Raw genomic sequence first — 21534 nt, forward strand, 5'->3', positions numbered from 1 at the left:
GAAATTTGCCAACAGTCAGCGGGAAGGTTGGCTCTTCCTGACAGACCACCTGTGGAGTCACAATCACCACATGGAGCCCCCCGTTCGTCTGGCCAGCACCGGAACGATCATCCACGGCGTATCCGTCGGAGAGGTGCTCGGCGTCTCGACGCTGGCCGACGCCAGGCTGATCGCGGGGGAGAGCGGGCTCGGACGCATCGTGCAACGGCTCAACGTCATGGAGGTGCCCGACATCCTGGCCTGGGTCAAGCCGCATGAGCTGCTGCTGACCACCGGCTACCCGCTGCGCAACACCCCGCAGTCGCTCGGCCGCCTGGTCGCCGACCTCGACGAGCGCGGCCTGGCCGCCCTGGCGATCAAACTCGGCCGGTACGTGGACGAGCTGCCCGCCGAGATGACCGAGCAGGCCGACCGGCTCGGCTTCCCGCTCATCCTGCTGCCCAACGACGTCGGCTTCGACGACATCCTCAACCAGGTCCTCACCGACATACTCAACCGCCAGGCCGCCGTCCTCGCCCGCGCAGAGGAGGCGCACCGGGCGCTGGTGCACGTCGTGCTGGCCGGCGCCGGCCTGAACGAGGTGGCCGCCGAGGTGGCCCAGCTCCTCGACGTGGCCGTGGCCGCCGTGGACGGCTCCGGCCGCGTCCTGGCCACCGCCGGGCCCGCCGAGCACGTCGCCGTGCTGCGCGAGTCGATCTCCCGCGAGGGCCCGGCGCCCGCGCGGGCCGCCGACGCGCCGGGGCGCGGCAGGTCGTTCGCCTCGGCGCCCGTGCTGGCCGGCGGGCACCACCACGGCCGGATCGTCGCCTACAGCGCCGCCGGCGCGATCAGGGACAGCGACATCGGCATCCTCGAACGCGCCGCCACCGTCGCCGCGCTGGTCGTGACCCGGCAGGAGGCGGTCAACGCCGTCGAGAGCAAGTACCGGGCCGACTTCCTGCGCGACGTGCTCACCGGCCGGGCCGGCACGGCCGAGCGGGTCGACGCCAGGGCCAGGGCGTTCGGCTGGGACCTGGCGCGGCCGGTGACCGTGCTGGTCGCCGACCTCGGCGCCGACGGCGACGAGCGCAGTGCCCAGGACCGGCTGGTGTCCTGCTGGACGGCGGCCGTCCGGCGGCACGACCCGCGCGGCGCGGTGGCCGGGTTCTCGCACGAGGTCGTCGCCGTGGTGGACGCCTCCCTCGACGCCGCCAGGGTGGCCAAGGACGCGGCCTCGGCGTTCGCCGACGTGCCGCCCGCGACGTTCTCGACCGGGACCTCGCGGCCGAGCCCGGGGGCCGGGACGCTGCCCGAGGCGTACTCGCAGGCGATGAAGGCGGCCCGGGTGGGCCGGCAGCTCCACGGGCCCGGCGCGGTCGCGCACTTCGACCAGATCGGCGTCTACCGGCTGCTGTCGCTGGTCAACGACACCGGCGAGCTGCACGCGTTCGTCCGCGAGACGCTGGGCCCGCTGGCCTGGGACGAGGACGCCGAGAACGCCGACCTGCGGCGCACCCTGCAAGTGCTCCTGGAGACCAACCTCAACGTCGCCGAGACCGCCCGCAGGCTGCACTTCCACTACAACACCCTCCGCTACCGGATCGGGAAGCTGGAACGCCTGCTCGGCAACTTCACCGACGACCCCCACCTGCGGCTCAACCTGACCCTGGCCCTGCACGTGCTGCGTATGCGCGGCATCTAGGCTTGGGGCTCGTGGATCTGGATTTCGAACTGCGCTCCGAGTACATCCCGCTGTGCGACCTGCTGAAGTACTGCGGGGTCACGGAGACCGGCGGCATGGCCAAACACCTCATCGCCGAGGGCCTGGTCGAGGTGGACGGCGAGGTCGAGCTGAGGAAGACGGCGAAGATCCGCACCGGCCAGGTGGTCAGCGGCGACGGGTTCACGATCCACGTGGAATAACGGGCCGCCGTATCGGGAAGGCCGCGACACCCCTTATTGTGCTCTCCGACATATTCGGAAGACGTCGCCGCTGGTCAGGCGGAAGATTGAGGTGGGTTCGCGGTGTTCGGGTGGAAGCTGCACGGCGACGGGAAACATCTGGCGCCGGGAGAGGTCGTCAAGCCTGACGAGCGGCTCTCCTGGCCCAGGACGATCGGCATCGGCGCGCAGCACGTGATCGCCATGTTCGGCGCGACGTTCGTGTTCCCGCTGGTCATGGGCCTCGACGCCAACCTGGCCGTGATGATGTCCGGCGTCGCGACGATCCTGTTCCTGCTCATCGTCAAGGGCCGGATCCCCAGCTACGTGGGGTCCAGCGCGTCCTTCGTGGGCGCCGTGGTGGCGATCAGGGCGGCCGGGGGCGGCGACGCGACCGTCACCGGCGCGCTGCTCGTCGTCGGCGTCGTGCTGGGCCTGTGCGGCCTGGCCATCCACCTGCTGGGCGTGCAGATCATCCACCGCGTCTTCCCGCCGATCGTCACCGGCGGCGTGGTGATGCTGATCGGGTTCGGCATGGCGTACGTGGCGGCCGACGTCTACTGGCCCAAGGACCCGTGGGTGGCGCTGCTGACGATGGCGGCCACGTTCGTGTTCATCGGGGTCTTCAAGGGATTCCTCGGCCGGATCGGCGTGCTGCTCGGCCTGGTCTTCGGGTTCGTGTTGTCGTGGGTCTGGGACCGGGTGGGCGGCCAGATCCTGTCCCCCGACGCCACCGGCAAGGTGACCGAGCACTTCCGCGTCAACCTCGAGGGTGTGGCCAAGGCCGACTGGATCGGCCTGCCGTCGCTGCACGGGCCCGTGTTCGAGGTGTCGGCGATCGTGCTGGTGCTGCCCGTCATGATCGCGCTCATCGCCGAGAACGTCGGCCACGTCAAGGCCGTGGGCGAGATGACCGGCGCGGACGTCGACGGCTCCATGGGCCGCGCCATCATCGCCGACGGCGTCGGCACCGTGGTAGCCACCTCGGTCGGCGGCCCGGCCACCACCACGTACGCGGAGAACATCGGCGTCATGGCGGCCACCCGCGTCTACTCCACGGCCGCCTACTACGTCGCGGCGGTCATCGCGATCCTGTTCGGCCTGTGCCCCAAGTTCGGCGCCCTCGTCGCCGCGACCCCCGACGGCGTGCTCGGCGGCGTCACGACCATCCTGTACGGCATGATCGGCCTGCTCGGCGCCAAGATCTGGATCGAGAACAAGGTGAACCTGTCCGACCCGGTCAACCTGGTGCCGGTGGGCGCGGGCATCATCTGCGCGATCGGGCCGGTCGTGTTCCCGATCACCGACACCTTCGCCCTGAGCGGCATCGCGCTCGGCACGATCGTGTTGCTCCTCGGCTACCACCTCCTGCGCGCCACCCGCCGCGAACCGGTGCCCGAAACCGGCCGATAACCCCCCTCGAAAGGCCGGCGGCCCTCCCGTACGAGAGGTTCGCTCTGGTGGCCACGGGAGATTTGGCAGATCATGCCCGTGTAGCCGCGTTCCAGCGGTCCTAATGTGCCCGCAAAGGCACGTGCCGCCGGCCCGGAAGAGAGGGCGCAGATGGTTTTCGGATGGACCAGACACGGAGACGGAAGGCATCTGGCGCCCGGCGAGGTGGTCAAGCCCGACGAGCGGCTGAGCTGGCCGCGCATGGTCGGCTTCGGCGCCCAGCACGTGATCGCGATGTTCGGCGCGACGTTCGTGTTCCCGCTGGTCATGGGGCTGGACCCGAACGTCGCCGTGATGATGTCCGGCGTCGCGACGATCATGTTCCTGCTGATCGTCAAGGGCAAGGTGCCCAGCTACCTGGGCACCAGCGCGTCGTTCGTCGGCGGCGTGTTCGCCATCAGGGCCGCCGCCGGGAGCGACCAGCCGATCGCCGACGCCCTCGTGACCGGCTCGATCCTGGTCGCCGGGCTCGTCCTGGCGCTGGCGGGCGTGGCCGTGCACGTGCTCGGGGTGCAGATCATCCACCGGATCTTCCCGCCCGTCGTCACCGGCGCGGTGGTGATGCTCATCGGGTTCGGGCTGGCGTACGTGGTCGCCGACGTCTACTGGGGGCAGGACCAGTGGGTCGCGCTGGTCACGATGCTGGTGACGTTCGTGGTGATCGTGGCGTTCAAGGGGTTCGCCGGGCGCGTCGGGGTGCTGATCGGGCTGGTCACCGGGTTCGTCCTGTCCTGGGTGCTGGACCGGACGGTCGGCCAGGTCACCTCCGTCCTGCCCGGCCGGAACCTGCGCGACGCGGCCGGCGCGGCCTGCCCGGCCGAGGGCCCGTACTGCGTGGCCACCGCCTTCCCGCACGACCGGGTCAGCTTCGACGCCGTGGCCAAGGCCGACTGGTTCGGGCTGCCGGACTTCCACGCGCCCGACTTCAAGTTCTCCGCCGTGCTGCTCGTGCTGCCCGCGGTGATCGCGCTCATCGCCGAGAACGTCGGCCACGTCAAGGCCGTGGGCGAGATGACGGGCACCGACGTCGACCCGTACATCGGCCGGGCGATCATCGCCGACGGCGCCGCCACCGTCGTCACCAGCGCCGTCGGCGGCTCGCCCACCACCACCTACGCCGAGAACATCGGCGTCATGGCCGCCACCAAGGTCTACTCCACGGCCGCGTACTACATCGCCGGTCTGATCGCGATCCTGTTCGGCCTGTGCCCGAAGTTCGGCGCGCTGGTCGCCGCCACGCCGGGCGGCGTGCTCGGCGGTGTCACCGTCATCCTGTACGGCATGATCGGACTACTCGGCGCCAAGATCTGGATCGAGAACCGGGTGGATTTCGCCGACCCGGTCAACATGGTCCCGATCGGCGCGGGCATCATCCTGGCGATCGGACCGGTGACTCACATGATCGGCGGAGACTTCTCCCTTGAGGGCATCGCGCTCGGCACCGTCGTGGTGGTGGGCGGATACCACCTGCTCCGCGCCATCGCCGGACGTTCGCCGCGGCCGGTCCCTGGCGAGGCCGGGTGAAGCCGCCGCCGTTCACCTACCACGCGCCGCGCGACCTCGGCGAGGCTCTGAGCACGCTCGCGGAGGTGCCCGGCAAGGTGCTGGCCGGCGGCCAGAGCCTGATCCCCCTGCTCAACATGCGGCTGGCCACCCCCGAGCACGTCGTCGACATCAACCGCGTGACCACCCTGGACACGGTGGAGGCCGGCGGCGACGGGGTGCGGGTGGGCGCGCTGGCCCGGCACTCGCGGGTCGCGCGCTCCGGCGCGCACCCGCTGCTGACGAAGGCGCTGCGGCTGGTCGCCCACCCGGTGATCCGCAACCGCGGCACGGTCGTCGGCAGCCTGGTCCACGCCGACCCGGCCGCCGAGCTGCCCGCGGTGCTCGCGGTCCTCGGCGGCTCGGTACGCCTGGCCGGCCGCGCGCCCGGCGGCGGGATCGCCACGCGGGACGTCCCGGCCAGGGAGTTCTTCGTCGGCCCCATGGAGTCCGCCGTCCGGCCGGACGAGCTGGCCGTCTCGGCGTACTTCCCGGCGCTCGGCGGGCGGGCCGGTACGGCGTTCGAGGAGGTGTCCAGGCGGCACGGCGACTACGCCCTGGCCGGCGTCTGCGCCGTGGTCACGCTGGACGACGACCTGCGGATCGCCGCGGCCAGGGTCGCCTGCGTCGGCGTGGGCCCGGTCCCCGTCCTGCTGGACGTGACCCGCGAGTGCGGCCACCGGCCCGCCGCGAGCGCCGACTGGGCCGCCGCCGCGCAAACCGTACGGGAGGCGACCGACCCCGACGGGGACATCCACGCCACCGCCGCCTACCGGCGGCACCTGGTGGGCGTGCTGGCCGAACGGGCACTGCGGAACGCGGCACGGGAGGGGACGGCGAGCGGTGGAACATGAGATCACGCTGACCGTGAACGGCACCACCCGGCGGGTCAGCGTCCCCGGACGCCGCCTGCTGTCCGACTGCCTGCGCCACGACCTCGGCCTGACCGGCACGCACGTCGGCTGCGAGCACGGCGTCTGCGGCTGCTGCACGGTGCTGCTCGACGGCGAGCCGGTGCGGTCGTGCCTGACGTTCGCGGTCACCGTGGACGGGCGCGAGATCACCACCGTGGAGGGCCTGGCCGGACCCGACGGGCTCTCACCCGTGCAGCGGGCCTTCGCCGAGTGCCACGGCCTGCAGTGCGGCTTCTGCACCCCGGGCTTCCTGTGCACGGTGACCGCCCTGCTGGCCGACAACCCGGCGCCCACCCACGAGGAGGTGCTGGAGGGCGTCTCCGGCAACCTGTGCCGGTGCACCGGCTACCAGAACATCGTCAAGGCCGTCCACCGGGCCGCCGAGCTGCTGGCGGAGGAGTCGTGAGCCCGGTGCCGCCCGGCGACCCGCTCGTGGAGGAGTCATGACGACCAAGCTGTTCGGCGAGCCGGTGCAGCGGCGCGAGGACCCCAGGCTGCTCACCGGCCAGGGCCGTTACCTGGACGACCTCGGCCCCGACGCGCTCGCCGCCGCGTTCGTCAGGTCCCCGCACGCCCACGCCCGCGTCCGGGACGTCGACGTGTCCGCCGCGCTCGACGTGCCGGGCCTGGTCGCGATCTACACGTGGGAGGACCTGCCCGAGCGGGTCGGCCGGCCGCTGCCGCTGCTGATCCCGCATCCGGCGCTGACCCACGGGCGTACGGCGTACCCGCTGGCCAGGGACGTCGTCCGGCACGTGGGCGAGCCCGTGGTCATGGTCGTGGCCGCCGACAGGTACGCCGCCGAGGACGCCTGCGCGCTCATCGAGGTCGCCTACGAGCCGCTCAAACCGGTCGTCGGCCTGGCCGAGGCGGCGCAGGGCGCCCAGCTCGTGCACGAGGACGTGCCGGGGAACGTGGGCGCGCACCTCGTCCAGGAGGTGCCGGGAGCCGACGGCAGAGGCGCCCGCGAGGCCGTCGCGAGCGCTCCGCACACGCTGGCCTTCCGGCTCGACATCGAGCGCAGCGCCAGCATGCCGCTGGAGGGACGCGGCGTCTACGCCCGCTGGGACGGCCGCGACCTGCGCGTCTACTCCAGCACCCAGACCTCCACCAGCGTGCGCATGGCCGTGGCCGCCACGCTCGGGTTGCCGCTGCCGCAGGTCGAGGTGATCGCGCCGGACGTCGGCGGCGGCTTCGGCGTCAAGATCGTGCACCCGTGGCCGGAGGAGATTTTGGTGCCGTGGGCCGCGATGACGCTCGGCCGCGAGATCAAGTGGACCGAGGACCGCAGAGAACATTTCATCTCCTCCGCCCACGAACGCGCCCAGATCCACCACGTACGCGTCGGCTTCGACGACGACGGCCGCGTCCTGGGCCTGGACGTGACGATCAGGCACGACCACGGCGCCTACACGCCGTACGGGATCATCGTGCCCATCGTCACCTCCACGCAGCTTCTCGGGCCGTACAAGCCGGGGGCCTACCGGGTCGAGTTCACCGCGCTCTACACCAACACCGTGCAGGTCACGCCGTACCGAGGGGCCGGCCGGCCGCAGGGCGTGTTCTGCATGGAGCGGACCATGGACAAGATCGCCCACTACCTGGGCAAGGACCGTACCGAGGTGCGCGCGGCCAACTTCATCCGGCCCGAGGAGTTCCCGTACGACCAGGGGATGACGTTCCAGGACGGCCGCCCGCTCATCTACGACAGCGGGAACTACCCGGAGATGCTCCGCATGATCAAGGAGCTGATCGGCTGGGACTCCTTCGAACGCCGTCCCGGCCGGGGGATCGGCATCGGCTGCTACGTCGAGGGCACGGGGGTCGGCCCGTACGAGGGCGGGCACGTGCAGATCACCTCCGACGGCCGGGTGCACGTCTCGACCGGCCTCACCTCCCAGGGGCAGGGCCACGAGACCGCCTTCGCCCAGATCGCCGCCTCCGAGCTGGGCGTGCCCATCGAGCGGGTCAGCGTGGTCACCGGCGACACCCGCAGGTTCGGGTACGCGGTGGGCACCTTCGCCTCCCGCGCCGCCGTCGTCAGCGGCAACGCCATCGCGCTGGCCTGCCGGAAGGTCAGGGACAAGGCGCTGCGCATCGCGGCGGAGGCGCTGGAGGCCGACCCGGCCGACCTGGAGATCGCCGACGGCATGGTGCACGTCGTCGGCGCGCCGTCCGCCGCGATCCCGCTCTCGACGGTGGCGGTGCTGGCCAACCCGCTGCGGTACGCCTTCGACGAGGAGACCGCCAAGGCGACCCAGTTCTCCGGCACCGCCTCCCCGGACCGCCCGCCGGTGGCCGAGGGCGACGAGCCGGGCCTCGAAGGACGTGACTTCTACTCGCCCATCAGGTCCACGTTCGCCTCGGGCATGCACGCGGCCATCGTCGAGACCGACCCTGACACCGCCGAGATCAAGGTCGTCAGGTACGCCGTCGTGCACGACTGCGGGCGGCTGATCAACCCGATGATCGTGGAGGGGCAGATCCACGGGGGAGTGGCCCAGGGCATCGGCGGCGCCCTGTACGAGCGCATGGAGTACGACGTCCACGGCCAGCTCGTCAACGCCTCGTTCATGGACTTCCTCATGCCGTACGCCACCGAGATCCCCCGGATCGAGACCGCCCACCTGGAGACGCCCTCGCCGCTCAACCCGCTCGGCGTCAAGGGCGCGGGCGAGGCCGGCGTGATCCCGGTGTCGGCGGTCATCGCCTCGGCCGTCGAGGACGCCGAGGGCATCGAGATCGACCGCATGCCCATCTCCCCGTCCGACCTGTACGAGCTGCGTGTGCGAGGATCGGCGCCATGCGTGCCCCCGGAGCCGGACTGACCCTTTTCCCCGACGTCCCCGACGACGTACGGCTGATCGACCTGGCGTGGAACGAGCTGACCCAGGTGCCTGCCCGGGTGGCCGGGCTGGCCCGGCTGGAGGAGCTGCGGCTCGACGGCAACCGGCTGCGCGAGCTGCCCGACCTGTCCGGCCTGACCGCGCTGCGCGCCCTGCACCTCGACGGCAACGAGCTGGGCGAGGTCCCGGCCTGCCCGCCCGGCCTGGAGAGCCTCTTCCTCTACGGCAACCGGATCGAGCACCTTCCCGGCCGCCTCGGCGAGCACCTGCGCCACCTCGCGCTCGGCGGCAACCGGCTGACCTCGGTGCCCCCGGCCCTGTGGAAGCTGACCGCGCTCGAATCCCTCAACCTCGCCGAGAACGCCCTCACCGACGTTCCCGCGGCCGTCGGCGGCCTGACCCGGCTCCGCATGCTCGACCTCGGCCACAACCGGCTCGCCTCGATCCCGCCCGAGCTGGGCGACCTGCCGCTCACCGACTACCTCTACCTGAGCGACAACGGCTTCACCGACGTCCCGGCCGCGCTCGGCCGCCTCGACCGGCTGGCCTACCTCAACCTGACCGACAACCGGCTCACCACGCTCCCGGACGCGCTCGGCTCGATGAGGTCGCTGGTGGAGCTGCGGTTGTACAACAACCGGCTGGAGACGTTGCCCGAGACCTTCGGCGGGCTCGCCGCCCTGCGCGAGCTGCACGTCCAGGGCAACCGGCTGACCCGGCTGCCCGCCTCGCTCGCGGCGCTGGGCGAGCTGCGGGTGCTCGACCTGCGGAACAACCACCTGGGCGACCTGCCGCCGCTGCCGCCCGGCCTCACCCATCTCGACCTGCGCAACAACCGGCTGCGCGAGCTGCCCGCCGACCTCCATGCCGAGCTGCCCGGCCTGCGCAAGCTCGACCTGCGCTGGAACAAGCTCTACGACGACCCGCCGGTGCTCGACCGGCTGCGCGCCCGGGGTTGCGTCGTCCTGCGCTGAACCGGCGCGGGCGGCCGTGCGTACCTCCGCACATGACGACACATCCACGTCTGGCCGCCCTCGTGCTGCTGGCCGGGCTGGCCGCCGCCTGCTCCTCCGGAGGCGGGGGAGGCTACGCCGCGGCCGGTCAGAAGGCCGCGCCCGCGGCGGCGCCCCAGACCGTCGAACAGCTCGCCGCCAAGGTCGGCTGCAAGCCGCGCATGCAGGTCGACGCCGCCGAGATCCGTACGGGCTACTGCAGGACCGCCGACGGCCAGTTCTTCGTGACGACGTTCGCCAGCCAGTCCGGCAAGGACGCCTGGATGGACGCCGCCCCCGAGTACAACCCCCACCTCGTCGGCAGCCTGTGGACCGTGCTGTCCAGCCGCAAGGTGCTGGAACTGCTGAAGGAGCGGCTCGGCGGCGACCTCCACCTGAAGGACCACCGTACGAACCAGATGCGTACGGTCGGTTAGGAGCGCCTGGCTCACGCGCCAGGTCACCTTGATGTTGCCGGTCGCGGTGGCGGCCCGCGCCCCTTCGTGTCCTCGCAGGATGCCCGCGTGCCCCGCCGCCCTACGACGCCGCGAGGATGACCCGCTTGCGGAACACCCAGTACGTCCAGCCCTGGTAGACCAGCACGAACGGCAGCGTGATCAGCCCGATCCAGCTCAGCATCGTCAGCGTGTACGGCCCCGACGCCGCCTGCGCCAGCGTCAGCCCCGGCAGCGGCGCGAGGCGCAGCTCGATGAACACCGCCAGCGTGGCCAGCACGATGCCCGCGGCCGTCGCCCCGAACGCCCATCCCTCCCTGCGCCGCCAGATCAGCGCCGCCGCGGCCGCCAGCGCGGCCATGGCGGCCAGGGCCGGCGGCGAGCCCAGGTTCGACAGGGCGAGCACGGCGACCGGGATGGTCACCGCCGCCGCGGCCAGGGCGGCGGTCCTGGCCCGCCGGCGCACCGGGCCGGTGGTCTTGAGCGCGAGGAAGACCGCGCCGTGCAGCACGCAGAGCGTCAGCGTGAACGCCCCGCCGATCAGGGCCGCCGGGCCGCTGTCGAACAGCACGTCGGCGAAGATCGCGCCCCACAGGAACGCCGGCAGGCCGCTGCCGACCAGGATGCCGAGGTCGCACCAGATCGGGTTGGCGACCTTGCCGCGCCATTCGAGCCCGACGCCGCGCACGATCAGTCCGACCAGGATGAGCGTGACGGGCAGGTAGAACGCGCTGAACAGGCCGGAGTACCAGGCGGGGAACGCGGCGAACATCGCGCCGACCGCGGTGATCAGCCACACCTCGTTGCCGTCCCACACCGGGCCGATGGTCTGCAGGCTCTGGCGCTGCTCGGCGGCGTTCCTGCTGAGGAGCGGCGCCAGCAGGCCGACGCCGAAGTCGAAGCCTTCGAGGACGAAGTAGCCGGTCCAGAGGAAGGCGATGATGACGAACCACAGGTTGATCATGGGTCTGGTCCCTCTAGTACATCAGCGACGGTTCGAGCGGCTGGGCCTCGGGCGCGGGCTGCCGTTCCTCGACGCCCTTGCGTACGTGCCTGGCCAGCAGGACGACCTCGGCGATGGCGAGGCCGCCGTACAGGAGCGTGAAGACGGTCAGCGAGATGGCGACCTCGGCCAGGGTCACGCCGGGCGAGACGCTGGAGGCGGTCAGCAGTTCGCCGGCGACCGTCCACGGCTGCCGGCCGATCTCGCTCAGCAGCCAGCCCGCGATCACCGCGGCGAACGGCAGCGGCAGCGCGAACAGCAGCGCCCGTGCCAGCCAGGACGGCACCTCGCGCCTGCGCCGGGTCAGCCAGAGTCCGAGCAGCGCCAGCCCCGCCGTGGCCATGCCGAACACGATCATCACGCGGAACGACCAGAACACGATCGTCTGGTCGGGCCGGTAGTCGCCGGGGCCGAACTGCTGCTCGAAGCGCTTCTGCAGGTCCTCGGTGCCCTGGATGGTGGCGTTGAGGTCGTTGGTGGCGAGGAAGCTGAGGACGTTCGGGATCTCGATGCCGGGGGCGACGGAGAAGGGCGCCCCGGCGGTGTCGCGCTCCAGGCCCTCGGCCGAGGCCAGCTTCATGGGCTGCTGCTCGTACATCAGCTTGGCGGACATGTCGCCGGTGCCCGCGACGACCGCCCCCGCGATCGCCGTCATGATCAGCGCGCCGCGCGCGGCGCTGCGCCACATCGGCGCGCGCGTCTTCAGCAGCCAGTAGCCGCTGACGGCCAGCACGAACCCGCCCGCCACGATGAACGCCGCCGCGATGACGTGGGGCACCTGCGCGACCGCCGTGGAGTTGGTCAGTACGGCCCACAGGTCGGTCATCCTGGCCTTGCCGTCCACGACCTCGTAGCCGACCGGGTGCTTCATCCAGGCGTTCGCCGCGAGGATGAAGTAGGCCGACAGGTTGGACCCGATGGCGGCGGCCCAGATGCACGCCAGATGCACCTTCTTCGGCAGCCGGTCCCACCCGAAGATCCACAGGCCGAGGAACGTGGACTCCATGAAGAAGGCCAGCAACGCCTCCATGGCCAGCGGCGCGCCGAAGACGTCCCCGACGAACGTGGAGTACTCACTCCAGTTCATGCCGAACTGGAACTCCTGCACGATGCCGGTCACCACGCCCATGGCGAAATTGATCAGGAACAGCTTCCCGAAGAACTTCGTCAGCTTGAGGTACTGCTCCTTGCCCGTACGGTGCCAGGCCGTCTGCAGGCCCGCGACGAAGATGCCCAAACCGATGGTCAGGGGTACGAACAAGAAGTGGTACACGGTGGTGACCCCGAACTGCCACCGTGCCAGGTCAAGCGCGTCCATCTTTCCCCACCCGCTCATCGCTCTACAAGCTGTAGTACTTCTACCTGTAGTAGTACTACAGGCCGTAGAGCATTGCGATGCGACCTTGGTCACATCCCCCTGTACTGGCTGTATGTAGAGAATCCCGTACGGACGGGGCCCGGCGCGTCACCCGCCGGGCGGACTGCCGGCTACCCCGCCCGGCGGACCCCGGTGGCGGCGTCCAGGTACGCCTGAAGATCGCCCAGCTCGAAGCCGCGCCGCTTGATCTTGTTCACCAGGACGCGGAAGTCCGCCGCCAGGTTGGGACGGAAGTGCAGCAGCAGGATGTCGCCGGGGCGTAGCTGCTTGTCGGGCACCTGGTAGGCGATCTTGCCGCCCGGCTGGACGGTGGCGGTCCACAGCAGCACGGCCTTCATGCCGCAGCGCTTGGCGGCCCTCAGCGTGTCGGTGTTGTAGCTGCCGAACGGCGGCCGGAACAGGGCCGGCCGCGTGCCGATCTCCTTGGCGATGACCTGGGACGAGCCGCAGATCTCGCGGCGCTGGGCGTCGAAGGGCAGGCGGCGGAGGTCGGGATGGGTGAGGGTGTGGTTCTCGACGGGCACGTGCGCGTCGCGGAGCTGCCGGAAATATCCCCACTTGCCGGCGCCCACGTAATGGCCGGGGCCGCCCGCCGGGTCCGGGTCGCCCTTGGCCTCGACAGCGTCGCGCATGGCGAAGGCCGTGATCGGGATGCGCCGGTCGCGTACCTGCTTGACGAAGCCGGGGTCCTGCTCCCAGCCGTCGTCGATGGTCAGGAAGACGACCTTGCGCTTGGTGGGGATCGAGCTGATCACCGGCGGCAGGCCGTTCTCGCCCCTGATCGCGCCCACCTCTCCCGCGCGTGGCTGCGCTCCGGGCGGGCCCTGCGGGGTGGGACGCGGTGTGCGTACGGCGCTCGCGGACGGCTCGCCCGACGGCCCAGGACCTGGCCCGGCGCCCGTGGTCCCGCCGGACCCGCAGCCGGCGACCGGGGCCAGCACGAGCAGCCCGGCGACCACCTTCGTGAACACCCCGGGCCGCGGCCCGCCACGCCCGGCCCCGTCCTTGACCGTTCCACGCCCCCAGCACATGGAGCACCATCTTGCCAGCCCTGATCCACAACACGCGTCGCGCGACTGGCAGGTCTTGCCCTTAACCACCCGGTCACCCGTGCCTAGAGTGGCCGCATGAAGGTGGCGGGCAGCGCCGTGATCGGCGTTCAGCGAGATCGAGTGTGGGCCGCGCTCCAGGACCCGGCGGTGCTCGTACGCACCATCCCGGGCTGCGAGCGCCTTGAGGAGACCGGGCCGGACACCTACAGGATGACGGTCAACGCGGGGGTGGCGTCCATCAAGGGCGTCTATCAGGGGGAGGTGGCGCTGGGCGAGCCGCACGCGCCCGAGAGCTTCACGCTGCGGGCGCGCGGCCAGGGCGCGCCTGGGACGGTCGAGGCCACCGTCCAGGTACGGCTGAGCGAGATCGACGGCGGCACCCGCGTGGACTACGACGCCGACGCGGTGATCGGCGGCATGATCGGCGGCGTCGGGCAGCGCATGCTCGGCTCGGTGGCCAGGCGCACGGCGGGCGAGTTCTTCTCCGCCGTCGAGGACCACCTGTCCGTCCCCCCGTCCCCGGCCCCCGCGCCTTCCGCGCCCTCCGCGCCCTCCGCGCCCTCCGTGCCTTCTGTGCCGGACGCGCCCGCGATCGCGCCCGTCGTGGCCGTCCCCGGCGTGTACGAACGGCCGCCGAAGCCGCACACCGAGGCCCGGCCGTGGGTGCTGCTGGCCTCCTTCGGCATGGGCGCGGGCGTCGCGCTCACCGGCGTCGCCGTGGGCTGGCTGCTCGGCCGGACCCGGCGCGGCCGACACGGCTGACGACCGGGACGAGGGCTCTCGCGGAAAAGGATCTCCCGGCGTAGCGTGGCGGTATGCGGCAGGCACACGCTGAAGACGCACGGACCGAAGCCAGGCGCATCGTACGCAACCTGCTGGGGGATGAGCGCCCGACCGCCGAGACCCTGATCGGCGACGTACGCCCGGTGCTGGGCGATGAGCGCACCGACCGCGCGCTCGGGCTCGCGCTCGGCGCCTCCCTCACCCGCCGATCGGCCGAACTGGCCGCCATCGCCGCGCTCCTGGTCGGCACCCGCGAACTGGGCGCCGACTGGTGGACGCGGCCCAGAGGCGGAAAGCTGCCGCCGCCCGACGAGGTGCTGCGCACGGCCGTCGCCATCGAGCCGTGGACCGACCTGACCGCCCTGGAGATGCTGGCCGCGTGGAGCGCCGACGACGCCGCCGACCAGCTCTGGGGCCGGCCCGCCGCCCAGGTCGACCTCAACTCCTGGCAGGCCGAGGACCGCTTCGACCTGCCGCCCGACGTCAAGCCGGGACAGCGGCTCGTGGTGCACTTCGACGCGGGCGGCCGGCTCGACGCGGTCGTCGCCCGCCGCCCCGACGAGGCGCTCGGCTCCAACCTCGACTTCCAGTCCCTGCGCTACTCCCGGCCCGCCGAGGCGCAGTGGAGCTGGGGGGTCGCCGCCGGACTCGGACCGCACCGGCTCCCCGGCGAGCGGCCCGATCCGTACGCCCGCGAGATCCCGGCCGCCGCCGCCGGCATCCTGCGGGCCTGGGCCGTCCGCCACGGCGTCACCCGCGAGGAACTGGGCGAACGCTGGGCGACCGTCGGCGACGTGGTGGCCGCCATCGAACGGGCCGACTGGATGTGGCGCAGCGGCGAGTGGTTCGGCTGGTGGCGCGGCGCCTCCGCCCTGGTGGACGACTCGGCCTACCTCCCCTACCGCCTGGAGGAACTGGCCGCAGGCTGAACCGGACTCGCGCATCGCCCGGTGGAATCGCGGCGCGGGCTGATCCGGACCCCCGCTTCGCCTGGTGGAATCGTGGCGTGGGTGGCGTGGTTGTGGTTTGGCGTGAAGGTTGAGATTTTCTCTGATGTCGTATGCCCATGGTGTTACATCGGGCATGTCCGCTTCGCCCGCGCCGCCGAGAGCTTCCGTGCCAAGGGCGGCACGATCGAGGTGACCATGCGCCCGTACCAGCTCGATCCCGGCGCGTCCGCCGAGGGCGAGCCGCTGATCCCGGCCCTTGAGCGCAAGTTCGGCCCCGGCGCGCGGCAGATGACCGAGCGCGTGAAGGCCGCCGCCGAGGGCGAGGGCCTGGAGATGGACTACGACAGGGCCGTCAGCGCCAACACGTTCGAGGCCCACCGGCTCATCGAGGTCGCCACCGGCCAGGGGCTGGGCAAGGAGATGGCCGAACGGCTGTTCCGCGCGTACTTCACCGAGGGCGCGAACGTGGCCGACGCCGGCGTGCTGAGCCGCCTGGCCGCCGAGGCGGGCGTCGAGGACACCGGCGAGGGCGCCGGGCTGGTCGGCCAGCACCTCGGCCGGGCCGGCTCGCTCGGCATCAGCGGGGTGCCGTTCTTCCTGTTCGAGGGGCAGTTCGCGGTGTCGGGCGCACAGCCCGAGGACGTCTTCGCGGCGGCGATCGACGAGGTGGCCGCGCGTACCGGCCAGACGCCGATCACCCAGCTCGCCGCGCCCGCCGACGGGTGCGACGACGACGGCTACTGCGCGGTCTGACCGCGCCCGCCCGGTGCGAGAATCGAGGAGTGTCCACCCGCCGCCTTGGTTACCTGCTCAAGCACGCCGCGCTGCGCCTGGCCGGGTTCACCGGCCCGGCGCTGGAGCCGTACGGGATCGACGGGCGGGAGCTCGGGGTGTTGTCGGTGATCGACGCCCCCGAGCCGCTGTCGCAGCAGGAGGCGGCCCAGCGGCTCGGTATCGACCGGACGACGATGGTCGCCATGGTCGACGCGCTGGAGGGCAAGAACCTGGTGGCGCGCCGGCCGCATCCGGGCGACCGCCGCAAGAACGCGGTGGAGCTGACCGAGCGCGGCCGCGAGACCATGCGCCTCGCGGTGCCGGCCGTGGAGGACGCCGAGCGCGCCTTCCTCGCCTCCCTGTCCGAGGACGAGCAACACCTGTTCAGGGACGTCCTGCACCGCCTGGTGTGACGGCCGTCAGCGCGGGGGCTCAGGCCGGGTCGCCGCCCTCGCCGAGCTGGCCGGAGCGGTGGTGGCGGCGGCAGAGCACCTGGTAGCGCACCGGGGAGGCGTCGGTGTCGCCGATCACGACCTGCTCGCCCGTACGCGCCAGCACCCCGCCCACCACGCGCGCGTTGAGCTGCCCCGGCCGCCCGCACCAGCACAACACCTCGACCTGCAACCGGCACACCTCGTCGGCCAGCTCGAACAGCCGCTGCGCGCCGGGGAACATGACCGACCGGAAGTCGGAGGCCAGGCCGAAGGCGTAGACGTCGATGCCGTGCTCGTCCACCAGGTCGGCCAGTTGCTCGATCTGCTCGACCGTGTAGAAGCACGCCTCGTCACAGATCAGGTAGTCGATGCGCTCGTGCGAGGTGACCAGGCGGACGAGATCGAGGGAGTCCTCCACCTCGATCGCCTCCAGGCCGAGCCCGATCCTGCTGGTGACCTTCGGCCCGCCGGAGCGGTCGTGCTTGGTCAGGACCAGCCCGCGCCTCCCCTGGCGGCCGTGGTTGTAGTTCATCTGGAGCGCCAGAGTGGACTTCCCGCAGTCCATGGGGCCGAAGTAGAACTTCAGTACGGCGTCCCGGGCCCCAGAAGGCACGGCAGACAAGGCAGACAGTTCGGTCACAGGTGGCCAGCTTAGCGGCTTGGCTTGTCCCATGACCTCGTGGGACATTTCTCCCCTGGACTATCAGGAGGAACTGTGGTCACCGACAATCCACCGACGCTCGACGCGATGATGACGCAGGACGACGTGACGGCCGCCCAGGCCGACGCCGCCCGTTGGCGTTACGGTTTCCTGGTCGTCGTGACGGGCATCGTCGCTATCCTGATCGCCTTCGGCGCCGCCGTGTTCGCCACCCGGGAGTTCGCCGCGCTCTTCGCGGGCGTGGCCGGGGTGGTCGGCACGATCATCGGCGCCTATTTCGGCGTGCAGGCGGGCCAGTCGGGTAAGGCCAGAGTCGAGGCCGAACTGGCGAAATCCCAAGAGCTGGTGGTGCGCCTGGCGGCCTACGTCGGCACTCAGAACGCGCCCCGGGTCATCGACGAAGTGCTCGGCCGTCGCCGAAGCTGAGGAGCCATGCGTAGCGTCCGTATCGGAGTGGACACCGGGGGCACGTTCACCGACGTCGTGGCGGTGGACGAGAAGACCGGTGAGATCGTCACCACCAAGACCCCCTCGACGCCCGCGAACCCGGCCGACGGGTTCGTCGCGGGCATCGGGAAGCTGGGCGAGCTCGACGTCGCCTCCATCGTCCACGGCACCACCGTGGCCACGAACCAGCTGCTCGAAGACCGCATCGCCAACCTCGGGTTCATCACGACCGAGGGCTTCGAGTCCATCCTGGAGATCGCCAGGCAGAGCGTGCCGGACGGCTACGGCAACTCCTACTTCTGGGTCAAGCCGCCGCGGATCGTCCCCGTGCACCTCGTCAGGACGGTCGGCGGGCGGCTCGACCACCTCGGTAACGAGGTGCGGCCGTTCTCCGAGGAGCAGGCCGCCGAGGCGGCGCGCTGGTTCAGGTCGAAGGGGATCAACGCGATCGGCGTGTGCTTCCTGCACTCCTACGCCAACCCCGAGCACGAACGCCGCATGCGCGAGGTGCTCTGGCGCGAGCACCCGGAGGCGGTGATCTCGCTCTCCAGCGACGTGCTGCGCGAGTACCGCGAGTACGAGCGCTCGGTCACCACCCTCGTGGACGCCGCGGTCAAGCCGGCGATGCGCGGCTACATCGCCGGCCTGTCCAACCGGCTCGGCATGCCGTTCTCGGTCATGAAGTCCAACGGCGGCGTGCTGTCGGCCCGCGAGGTCGTCAACCAGCCGATCACCACCGTGTTGTCGGGTCCGGCGGCGGGCGCGCTCGGCGCCGCGCTCCTCGCCTCCACCGCCGGGCACCCGTCGGTGATCACGCTCGACGGCGGCGGCACCTCGACCGACGTGGCCGTGGTGATCGACGGCGAGCCGTCCCTGACCACCGAAGGCTCGGTCGGCCGCTACCCGTGCAAGATCCCGATGATCGACATCGTCACGGTCGGCGCGGGCGGCGGCTCGGTGGCCTGGATCTCGCCCGAGGGCACGCTGAAGGTCGGCCCCCGGTCCGCCGGAGCCGACCCCGGCCCGCTCTGCTACGGCAAGGGCGGCGCGGAGGTCACGGTCACCGACGCGCACGTGTTCCTCGGCCGCATCCCGCCGCACCTGCTTGGTGGCGAGATCCCGCTCGACGTGGACGCCGCCCGGCGCGGCGTCCAGGCCCTGGCCGACAAACTCGGGCTCACCCCCGAGCGCACCGCGACCGGCATCCTGGAGATCAGCGCGTTCAACCAGAGCAACGCGATCCGGCAGCTCACCGTCAAGCGCGGCCTCGACGTACGCGACTTCCCGCTGGTGACGTTCGGGGGGTCGGGGCCGCTGCTGGCCTGCCGCCTGATCGACATCCTCGGGCTGCCCGCCGTCATCGTCCCGCGCGATCCGGGCAACGTCTCGGCGTTCGGCCTGCTCACCGTGGACGTCAAGAACGACTACGTGCGCACGTACGTCACCCGCGACCTCGCGCTCAAGACGGCCGCGCAGATCTTCCAGGAGCTGGAGGGCCAGGCCGCCGAGGCGCTCGACCGCGAGGGCTTCGACGACCCCGTCTACCTTCGCACCGCCGACCTGCGCTACTACGGCCAGGCGTTCGAGGTCCGCGTCCCCGCCCCCGCGGGCCCGCTGGACGACGACTGGAAGCGGGCGGTGATCGACGGCTTCCACGACGCCCACGAGAAGTTGTACGGCTACGCCTACCGCGACGACCCCCGGCACGGCGTCGAATGGGTCAACCTTCGCGTCTCCGGCATCGGTCCCATCACCCGCCCGGCCGTCCGGCGGCTCGACAAGCCGGGCGAGGGCGCCACCTCGGTCCGTCCCGTGCATTTCGACGAGACCCGCGACACCCCGGTCCACCAGCGCGTCGCCCTCGGCCCCGGTGCCACCGTCCAGGGCCCGGCGATCATCGAGGAGTACGGATCGACGATCCCCGTCCATCCCGGTTTCACCGCAACGGTGGACGAATACGGAAATGTGGAGATCCGACGTGATTGATCCGATCCTGGTGGAGATCGTCGAGGGCACCCTGGCCTCCGTCGAGCAGGAGGTCGAGACGGCCATCGCCCGTACGGCCCGCTCCCCGATGATCCGCGACGCGCACGACTTCCGCGCCGGCATCCACGACGTCCGCCTGCGCAAGCTCACCGGCCGCTCCTACAGCGCGCTCGTCCAGCCGATCGTGCGTGACTTCCCGATCGAGACGATGAAGCCCGGCGACGTCTACTTCCACAACGACGTCTACCTGTCCGAGGGCGGCATCGGCCACCTGCCCGACCTCTGCGTCACCGTGCCGGTCTTCCACGAGGACACGGTGGTGGCGTTCGTGCAGGCGTTCGGCCACCACGACGACATCGGCGGCGCGGTGCCCGGCTCGATGCCCTCGCACGCCCGCTCGGTCTACGAAGAGGGCCTGATGATCCCGCCGATCAAGTTGTGGGACCAGGGCACGCCGAACGAGACCGCGCTGCGCATCATGACCCGCAACTCCCGCATGCCCGACTCCCTGGCCGGCGACCTCGACGCCGAGTGCTCGGCCTGCCTCATGGGCGCCCGCCGCCTCGGCGAACTGTTCGACCGGTACGGTCGGCAGGCCGTCGAGGAGTGCTTCGACACGATCATCTCCAACACCACCGAGACCTTCCGCAGGGAACTCCTCGCCAAGATCCCCGAAGGCACGTACGTCTGGGAGGACTACGCCGAGCACGACGGCGTCGACGAGCCCCGCCTGCACGCCCAGCGCATCACGCTCACGGTCGACCACGCGGCCCTCGAGCGCAGGAATTCGCGACGAGAGAGCGACGAAGGAGCCAACGAGGAGCGAAGCGGGCGCGACCATGAGCACGCGCCCCTCACGATCGACTTCACCGGCACCTCACCCCAGGCCAAGGGTCCGATCAACCACGCCGGCGACTACTCCGACGGCGTGTTCCTGAAGAAGTGGCTCGCGCCGGTGCTGCGCAACCTGGCCGACACGCCCGAGCGCATGGCCGAGCTCGACGTCAACGAGGGCGTCGTCCCGCTGATCAAGATGGTCTTCCCGGAGAAGGGCACCCTGCTCACCCCGGTCTTCCCGGCGCCCACCAACGCCCGCACGTTCGTCATCCTGCGCCTGCTCGGCCGCCTGGCCGGCGTACTGGCCAAGGCCACCGGCGGACGCATGCCCGCCGACCAGGAGACCATCCGCTACACCGGCGTCTACGGCAGCGACGCCGACGGGGTGCCGTACCTGATGCGCGAGGTCCTGGGCGGCGGCTCGGGCGGCCGCTGGTACGCCGACGGCGAGGACACCATCCACATCGTCCCCGACTCGCGCAACATCCCGGTCGAGTTCGCCGAGGCGCGCTGGCCGTTCCGGGTGGAGCGGCTGGGACTGGCCTGCGACTCGGGCGGGCCCGGCATGTTCCGGGGCGGCCTGGGCTACGACAAGCACATCAGGATGCTCCGGGACGCCTCGTACATGTCGATCGCCGACCGGTCGATCCTGTCGTGCTGGGGCGTCAACGGCGGCCTGGCCGGGCGCCCGTTCCGGGTGGAGATCGCGGGCAAGGAGATGGACGGCCTGGTGGACGACCACCCGGTCCAGGCCGGCGACCTGATCCGCATCCGTACGACGGGCGGCGGCGGCTGGGGCTCCCCCTACGACCGCGACCCGAGGGCGGTGGCCGCCGACGTACGCGACGGCAAGGTCTCGATCGCCGGCGCGCTGGGGGACTACGGCGTGGTCCTGGACGGCGACCGCATCGACGAACGCGGCACCGCCGAACTCCGCGCCCGCCTCCGCCCGCCCACGGACCGCTTCTTCGACCGCGGCCCGGGCTACCCGAAGTTGTCCGGGGGGAGGACGTTCGCGGAGGTAGACGAATTGTAAGGACTTCATCACCCTTCGTGACGAGCAGGGCTACCATGGCCCCTCGTGAACCCCCCGTCCTCGGCGTACGTC

At 71.4% G+C, this 21534-nt stretch carries 20 protein-coding genes; 16 read left to right on the forward strand and 4 right to left on the reverse strand.

The window, feature by feature from the left end; translation table 11 throughout:
* Positions 1 to 70: 70 nt before the first annotated feature.
* The 9 genes from DMB42_RS14945 (at position 71) to DMB42_RS14985 (ending at position 10103) form a co-directional block, all read left to right on the forward strand.
* The gene (locus tag DMB42_RS14945) at positions 71 to 1681 is read left to right on the forward strand and encodes a PucR family transcriptional regulator (protein ID WP_125634911.1); all 1611 of its coding nucleotides are present in this window, start codon (positions 71 to 73) and stop codon (positions 1679 to 1681) included.
* Between the two features lie 11 nt (positions 1682 to 1692).
* Positions 1693 to 1902: an RNA-binding S4 domain-containing protein gene (locus DMB42_RS14950; protein WP_125634913.1), complete on the forward strand. Its 210-nt coding sequence runs from the start codon at positions 1693 to 1695 to the stop codon at positions 1900 to 1902.
* Between the two features lie 102 nt (positions 1903 to 2004).
* On the forward strand, positions 2005 to 3333 hold the full coding sequence (locus DMB42_RS14955) for a uracil-xanthine permease family protein (protein ID WP_125634915.1): 1329 nt from the start codon (positions 2005 to 2007) through the stop codon (positions 3331 to 3333).
* Positions 3334 to 3483: 150 nt separating this feature from the next.
* Positions 3484 to 4896 (forward strand): uracil-xanthine permease family protein, encoded by a 1413-nt coding sequence (locus DMB42_RS14960; protein WP_125634917.1) that lies wholly within the window; start codon positions 3484 to 3486, stop codon positions 4894 to 4896.
* Positions 4893 to 5768, forward strand: a complete 876-nt coding sequence (locus DMB42_RS14965; protein WP_125634919.1) for a xanthine dehydrogenase family protein subunit M — start codon at positions 4893 to 4895, stop codon at positions 5766 to 5768. The genes DMB42_RS14960 and DMB42_RS14965 overlap by 4 nt, the downstream gene beginning before the upstream one ends.
* Entirely contained in the window at positions 5758 to 6234 is a 477-nt protein-coding gene (locus DMB42_RS14970) for a (2Fe-2S)-binding protein (RefSeq protein ID WP_125634921.1), read from the forward strand. The genes DMB42_RS14965 and DMB42_RS14970 overlap by 11 nt, the downstream gene beginning before the upstream one ends.
* Before the next feature lie 37 nt (positions 6235 to 6271).
* Complete coding sequence (cutA, locus tag DMB42_RS14975; RefSeq protein ID WP_125634923.1) at positions 6272 to 8656, forward strand: aerobic carbon-monoxide dehydrogenase large subunit; 2385 nt, start codon at positions 6272 to 6274, stop codon at positions 8654 to 8656.
* Entirely contained in the window at positions 8632 to 9648 is a 1017-nt protein-coding gene (locus DMB42_RS14980) for a leucine-rich repeat domain-containing protein (RefSeq protein WP_125634925.1), read from the forward strand. Before cutA ends, DMB42_RS14980 begins: the two co-directional genes overlap by 25 nt.
* A gap of 32 nt (positions 9649 to 9680) precedes the next feature.
* On the forward strand, positions 9681 to 10103 hold the full coding sequence (locus DMB42_RS14985; RefSeq protein WP_125634927.1) for a hypothetical protein: 423 nt from the start codon (positions 9681 to 9683) through the stop codon (positions 10101 to 10103).
* Positions 10104 to 10203: 100 nt separating this feature from the next.
* On the opposite strand, the gene cydB is transcribed toward DMB42_RS14985, so the two are convergent.
* The 3 genes from cydB to DMB42_RS15000 form a co-directional block, all read right to left on the reverse strand.
* Positions 10204 to 11085 (reverse strand): cytochrome d ubiquinol oxidase subunit II, encoded by an 882-nt coding sequence (gene cydB / locus DMB42_RS14990; RefSeq protein ID WP_125634929.1) that lies wholly within the window; start codon positions 11083 to 11085, stop codon positions 10204 to 10206.
* 13 nt (positions 11086 to 11098) lie between these two features.
* Positions 11099 to 12442, reverse strand: a complete 1344-nt coding sequence (locus DMB42_RS14995; protein WP_125634931.1) for a cytochrome ubiquinol oxidase subunit I — start codon at positions 12440 to 12442, stop codon at positions 11099 to 11101.
* A gap of 170 nt (positions 12443 to 12612) precedes the next feature.
* Entirely contained in the window at positions 12613 to 13533 is a 921-nt protein-coding gene (locus tag DMB42_RS15000) for a polysaccharide deacetylase family protein (RefSeq protein ID WP_260477698.1), read from the reverse strand.
* A gap of 96 nt (positions 13534 to 13629) precedes the next feature.
* Between DMB42_RS15000 and DMB42_RS15005 the strand changes: the two genes are divergently transcribed.
* From DMB42_RS15005 to DMB42_RS15020, 4 genes are all read left to right on the forward strand, one after another.
* Entirely contained in the window at positions 13630 to 14316 is a 687-nt protein-coding gene (locus tag DMB42_RS15005; protein ID WP_125634933.1) for a carbon monoxide dehydrogenase subunit G, read from the forward strand.
* A 53-nt stretch (positions 14317 to 14369) separates the two neighbouring features.
* Positions 14370 to 15266 carry a hypothetical protein gene (locus tag DMB42_RS15010; RefSeq protein ID WP_125634935.1) on the forward strand — a complete coding sequence of 299 codons (897 nt, stop codon included), beginning with the start codon at positions 14370 to 14372 and terminating at the stop codon, positions 15264 to 15266.
* A 102-nt stretch (positions 15267 to 15368) separates the two neighbouring features.
* Positions 15369 to 16040 (forward strand): DsbA family protein, encoded by a 672-nt coding sequence (locus DMB42_RS15015; protein WP_125634937.1) that lies wholly within the window; start codon positions 15369 to 15371, stop codon positions 16038 to 16040.
* Between the two features lie 29 nt (positions 16041 to 16069).
* Positions 16070 to 16474 (forward strand): MarR family winged helix-turn-helix transcriptional regulator, encoded by a 405-nt coding sequence (locus DMB42_RS15020; RefSeq protein WP_125634939.1) that lies wholly within the window; start codon positions 16070 to 16072, stop codon positions 16472 to 16474.
* 19 nt (positions 16475 to 16493) lie between these two features.
* Here DMB42_RS15020 and DMB42_RS15025 read toward each other — a convergent pair whose 3' ends face one another.
* Positions 16494 to 17108, reverse strand: coding sequence for a thymidine kinase (locus DMB42_RS15025; protein ID WP_260477699.1), 615 nt, complete (start codon positions 17106 to 17108; stop codon positions 16494 to 16496).
* Positions 17109 to 17210: 102 nt separating this feature from the next.
* Between DMB42_RS15025 and DMB42_RS15030 the strand changes: the two genes are divergently transcribed.
* The 3 genes from DMB42_RS15030 to DMB42_RS15040 are packed head-to-tail and all read left to right on the forward strand — an operon-like array spanning position 17211 to position 21462.
* Positions 17211 to 17582 (forward strand): hypothetical protein, encoded by a 372-nt coding sequence (locus DMB42_RS15030; RefSeq protein WP_125634943.1) that lies wholly within the window; start codon positions 17211 to 17213, stop codon positions 17580 to 17582.
* 6 nt (positions 17583 to 17588) lie between these two features.
* The gene (locus DMB42_RS15035; RefSeq protein ID WP_125634944.1) at positions 17589 to 19589 is read left to right on the forward strand and encodes a hydantoinase/oxoprolinase family protein; all 2001 of its coding nucleotides are present in this window, start codon (positions 17589 to 17591) and stop codon (positions 19587 to 19589) included.
* Entirely contained in the window at positions 19582 to 21462 is a 1881-nt protein-coding gene (locus DMB42_RS15040; protein WP_260477700.1) for a hydantoinase B/oxoprolinase family protein, read from the forward strand. Before DMB42_RS15035 ends, DMB42_RS15040 begins: the two co-directional genes overlap by 8 nt.
* Positions 21463 to 21534: the final 72 nt, after the last annotated feature.

This window comes from Nonomuraea sp. WAC 01424, assembly GCF_003947315.1.
In the GTDB taxonomy this organism is placed as follows: Bacteria; Actinomycetota; Actinomycetes; order Streptosporangiales; family Streptosporangiaceae; genus Nonomuraea; species Nonomuraea spiralis.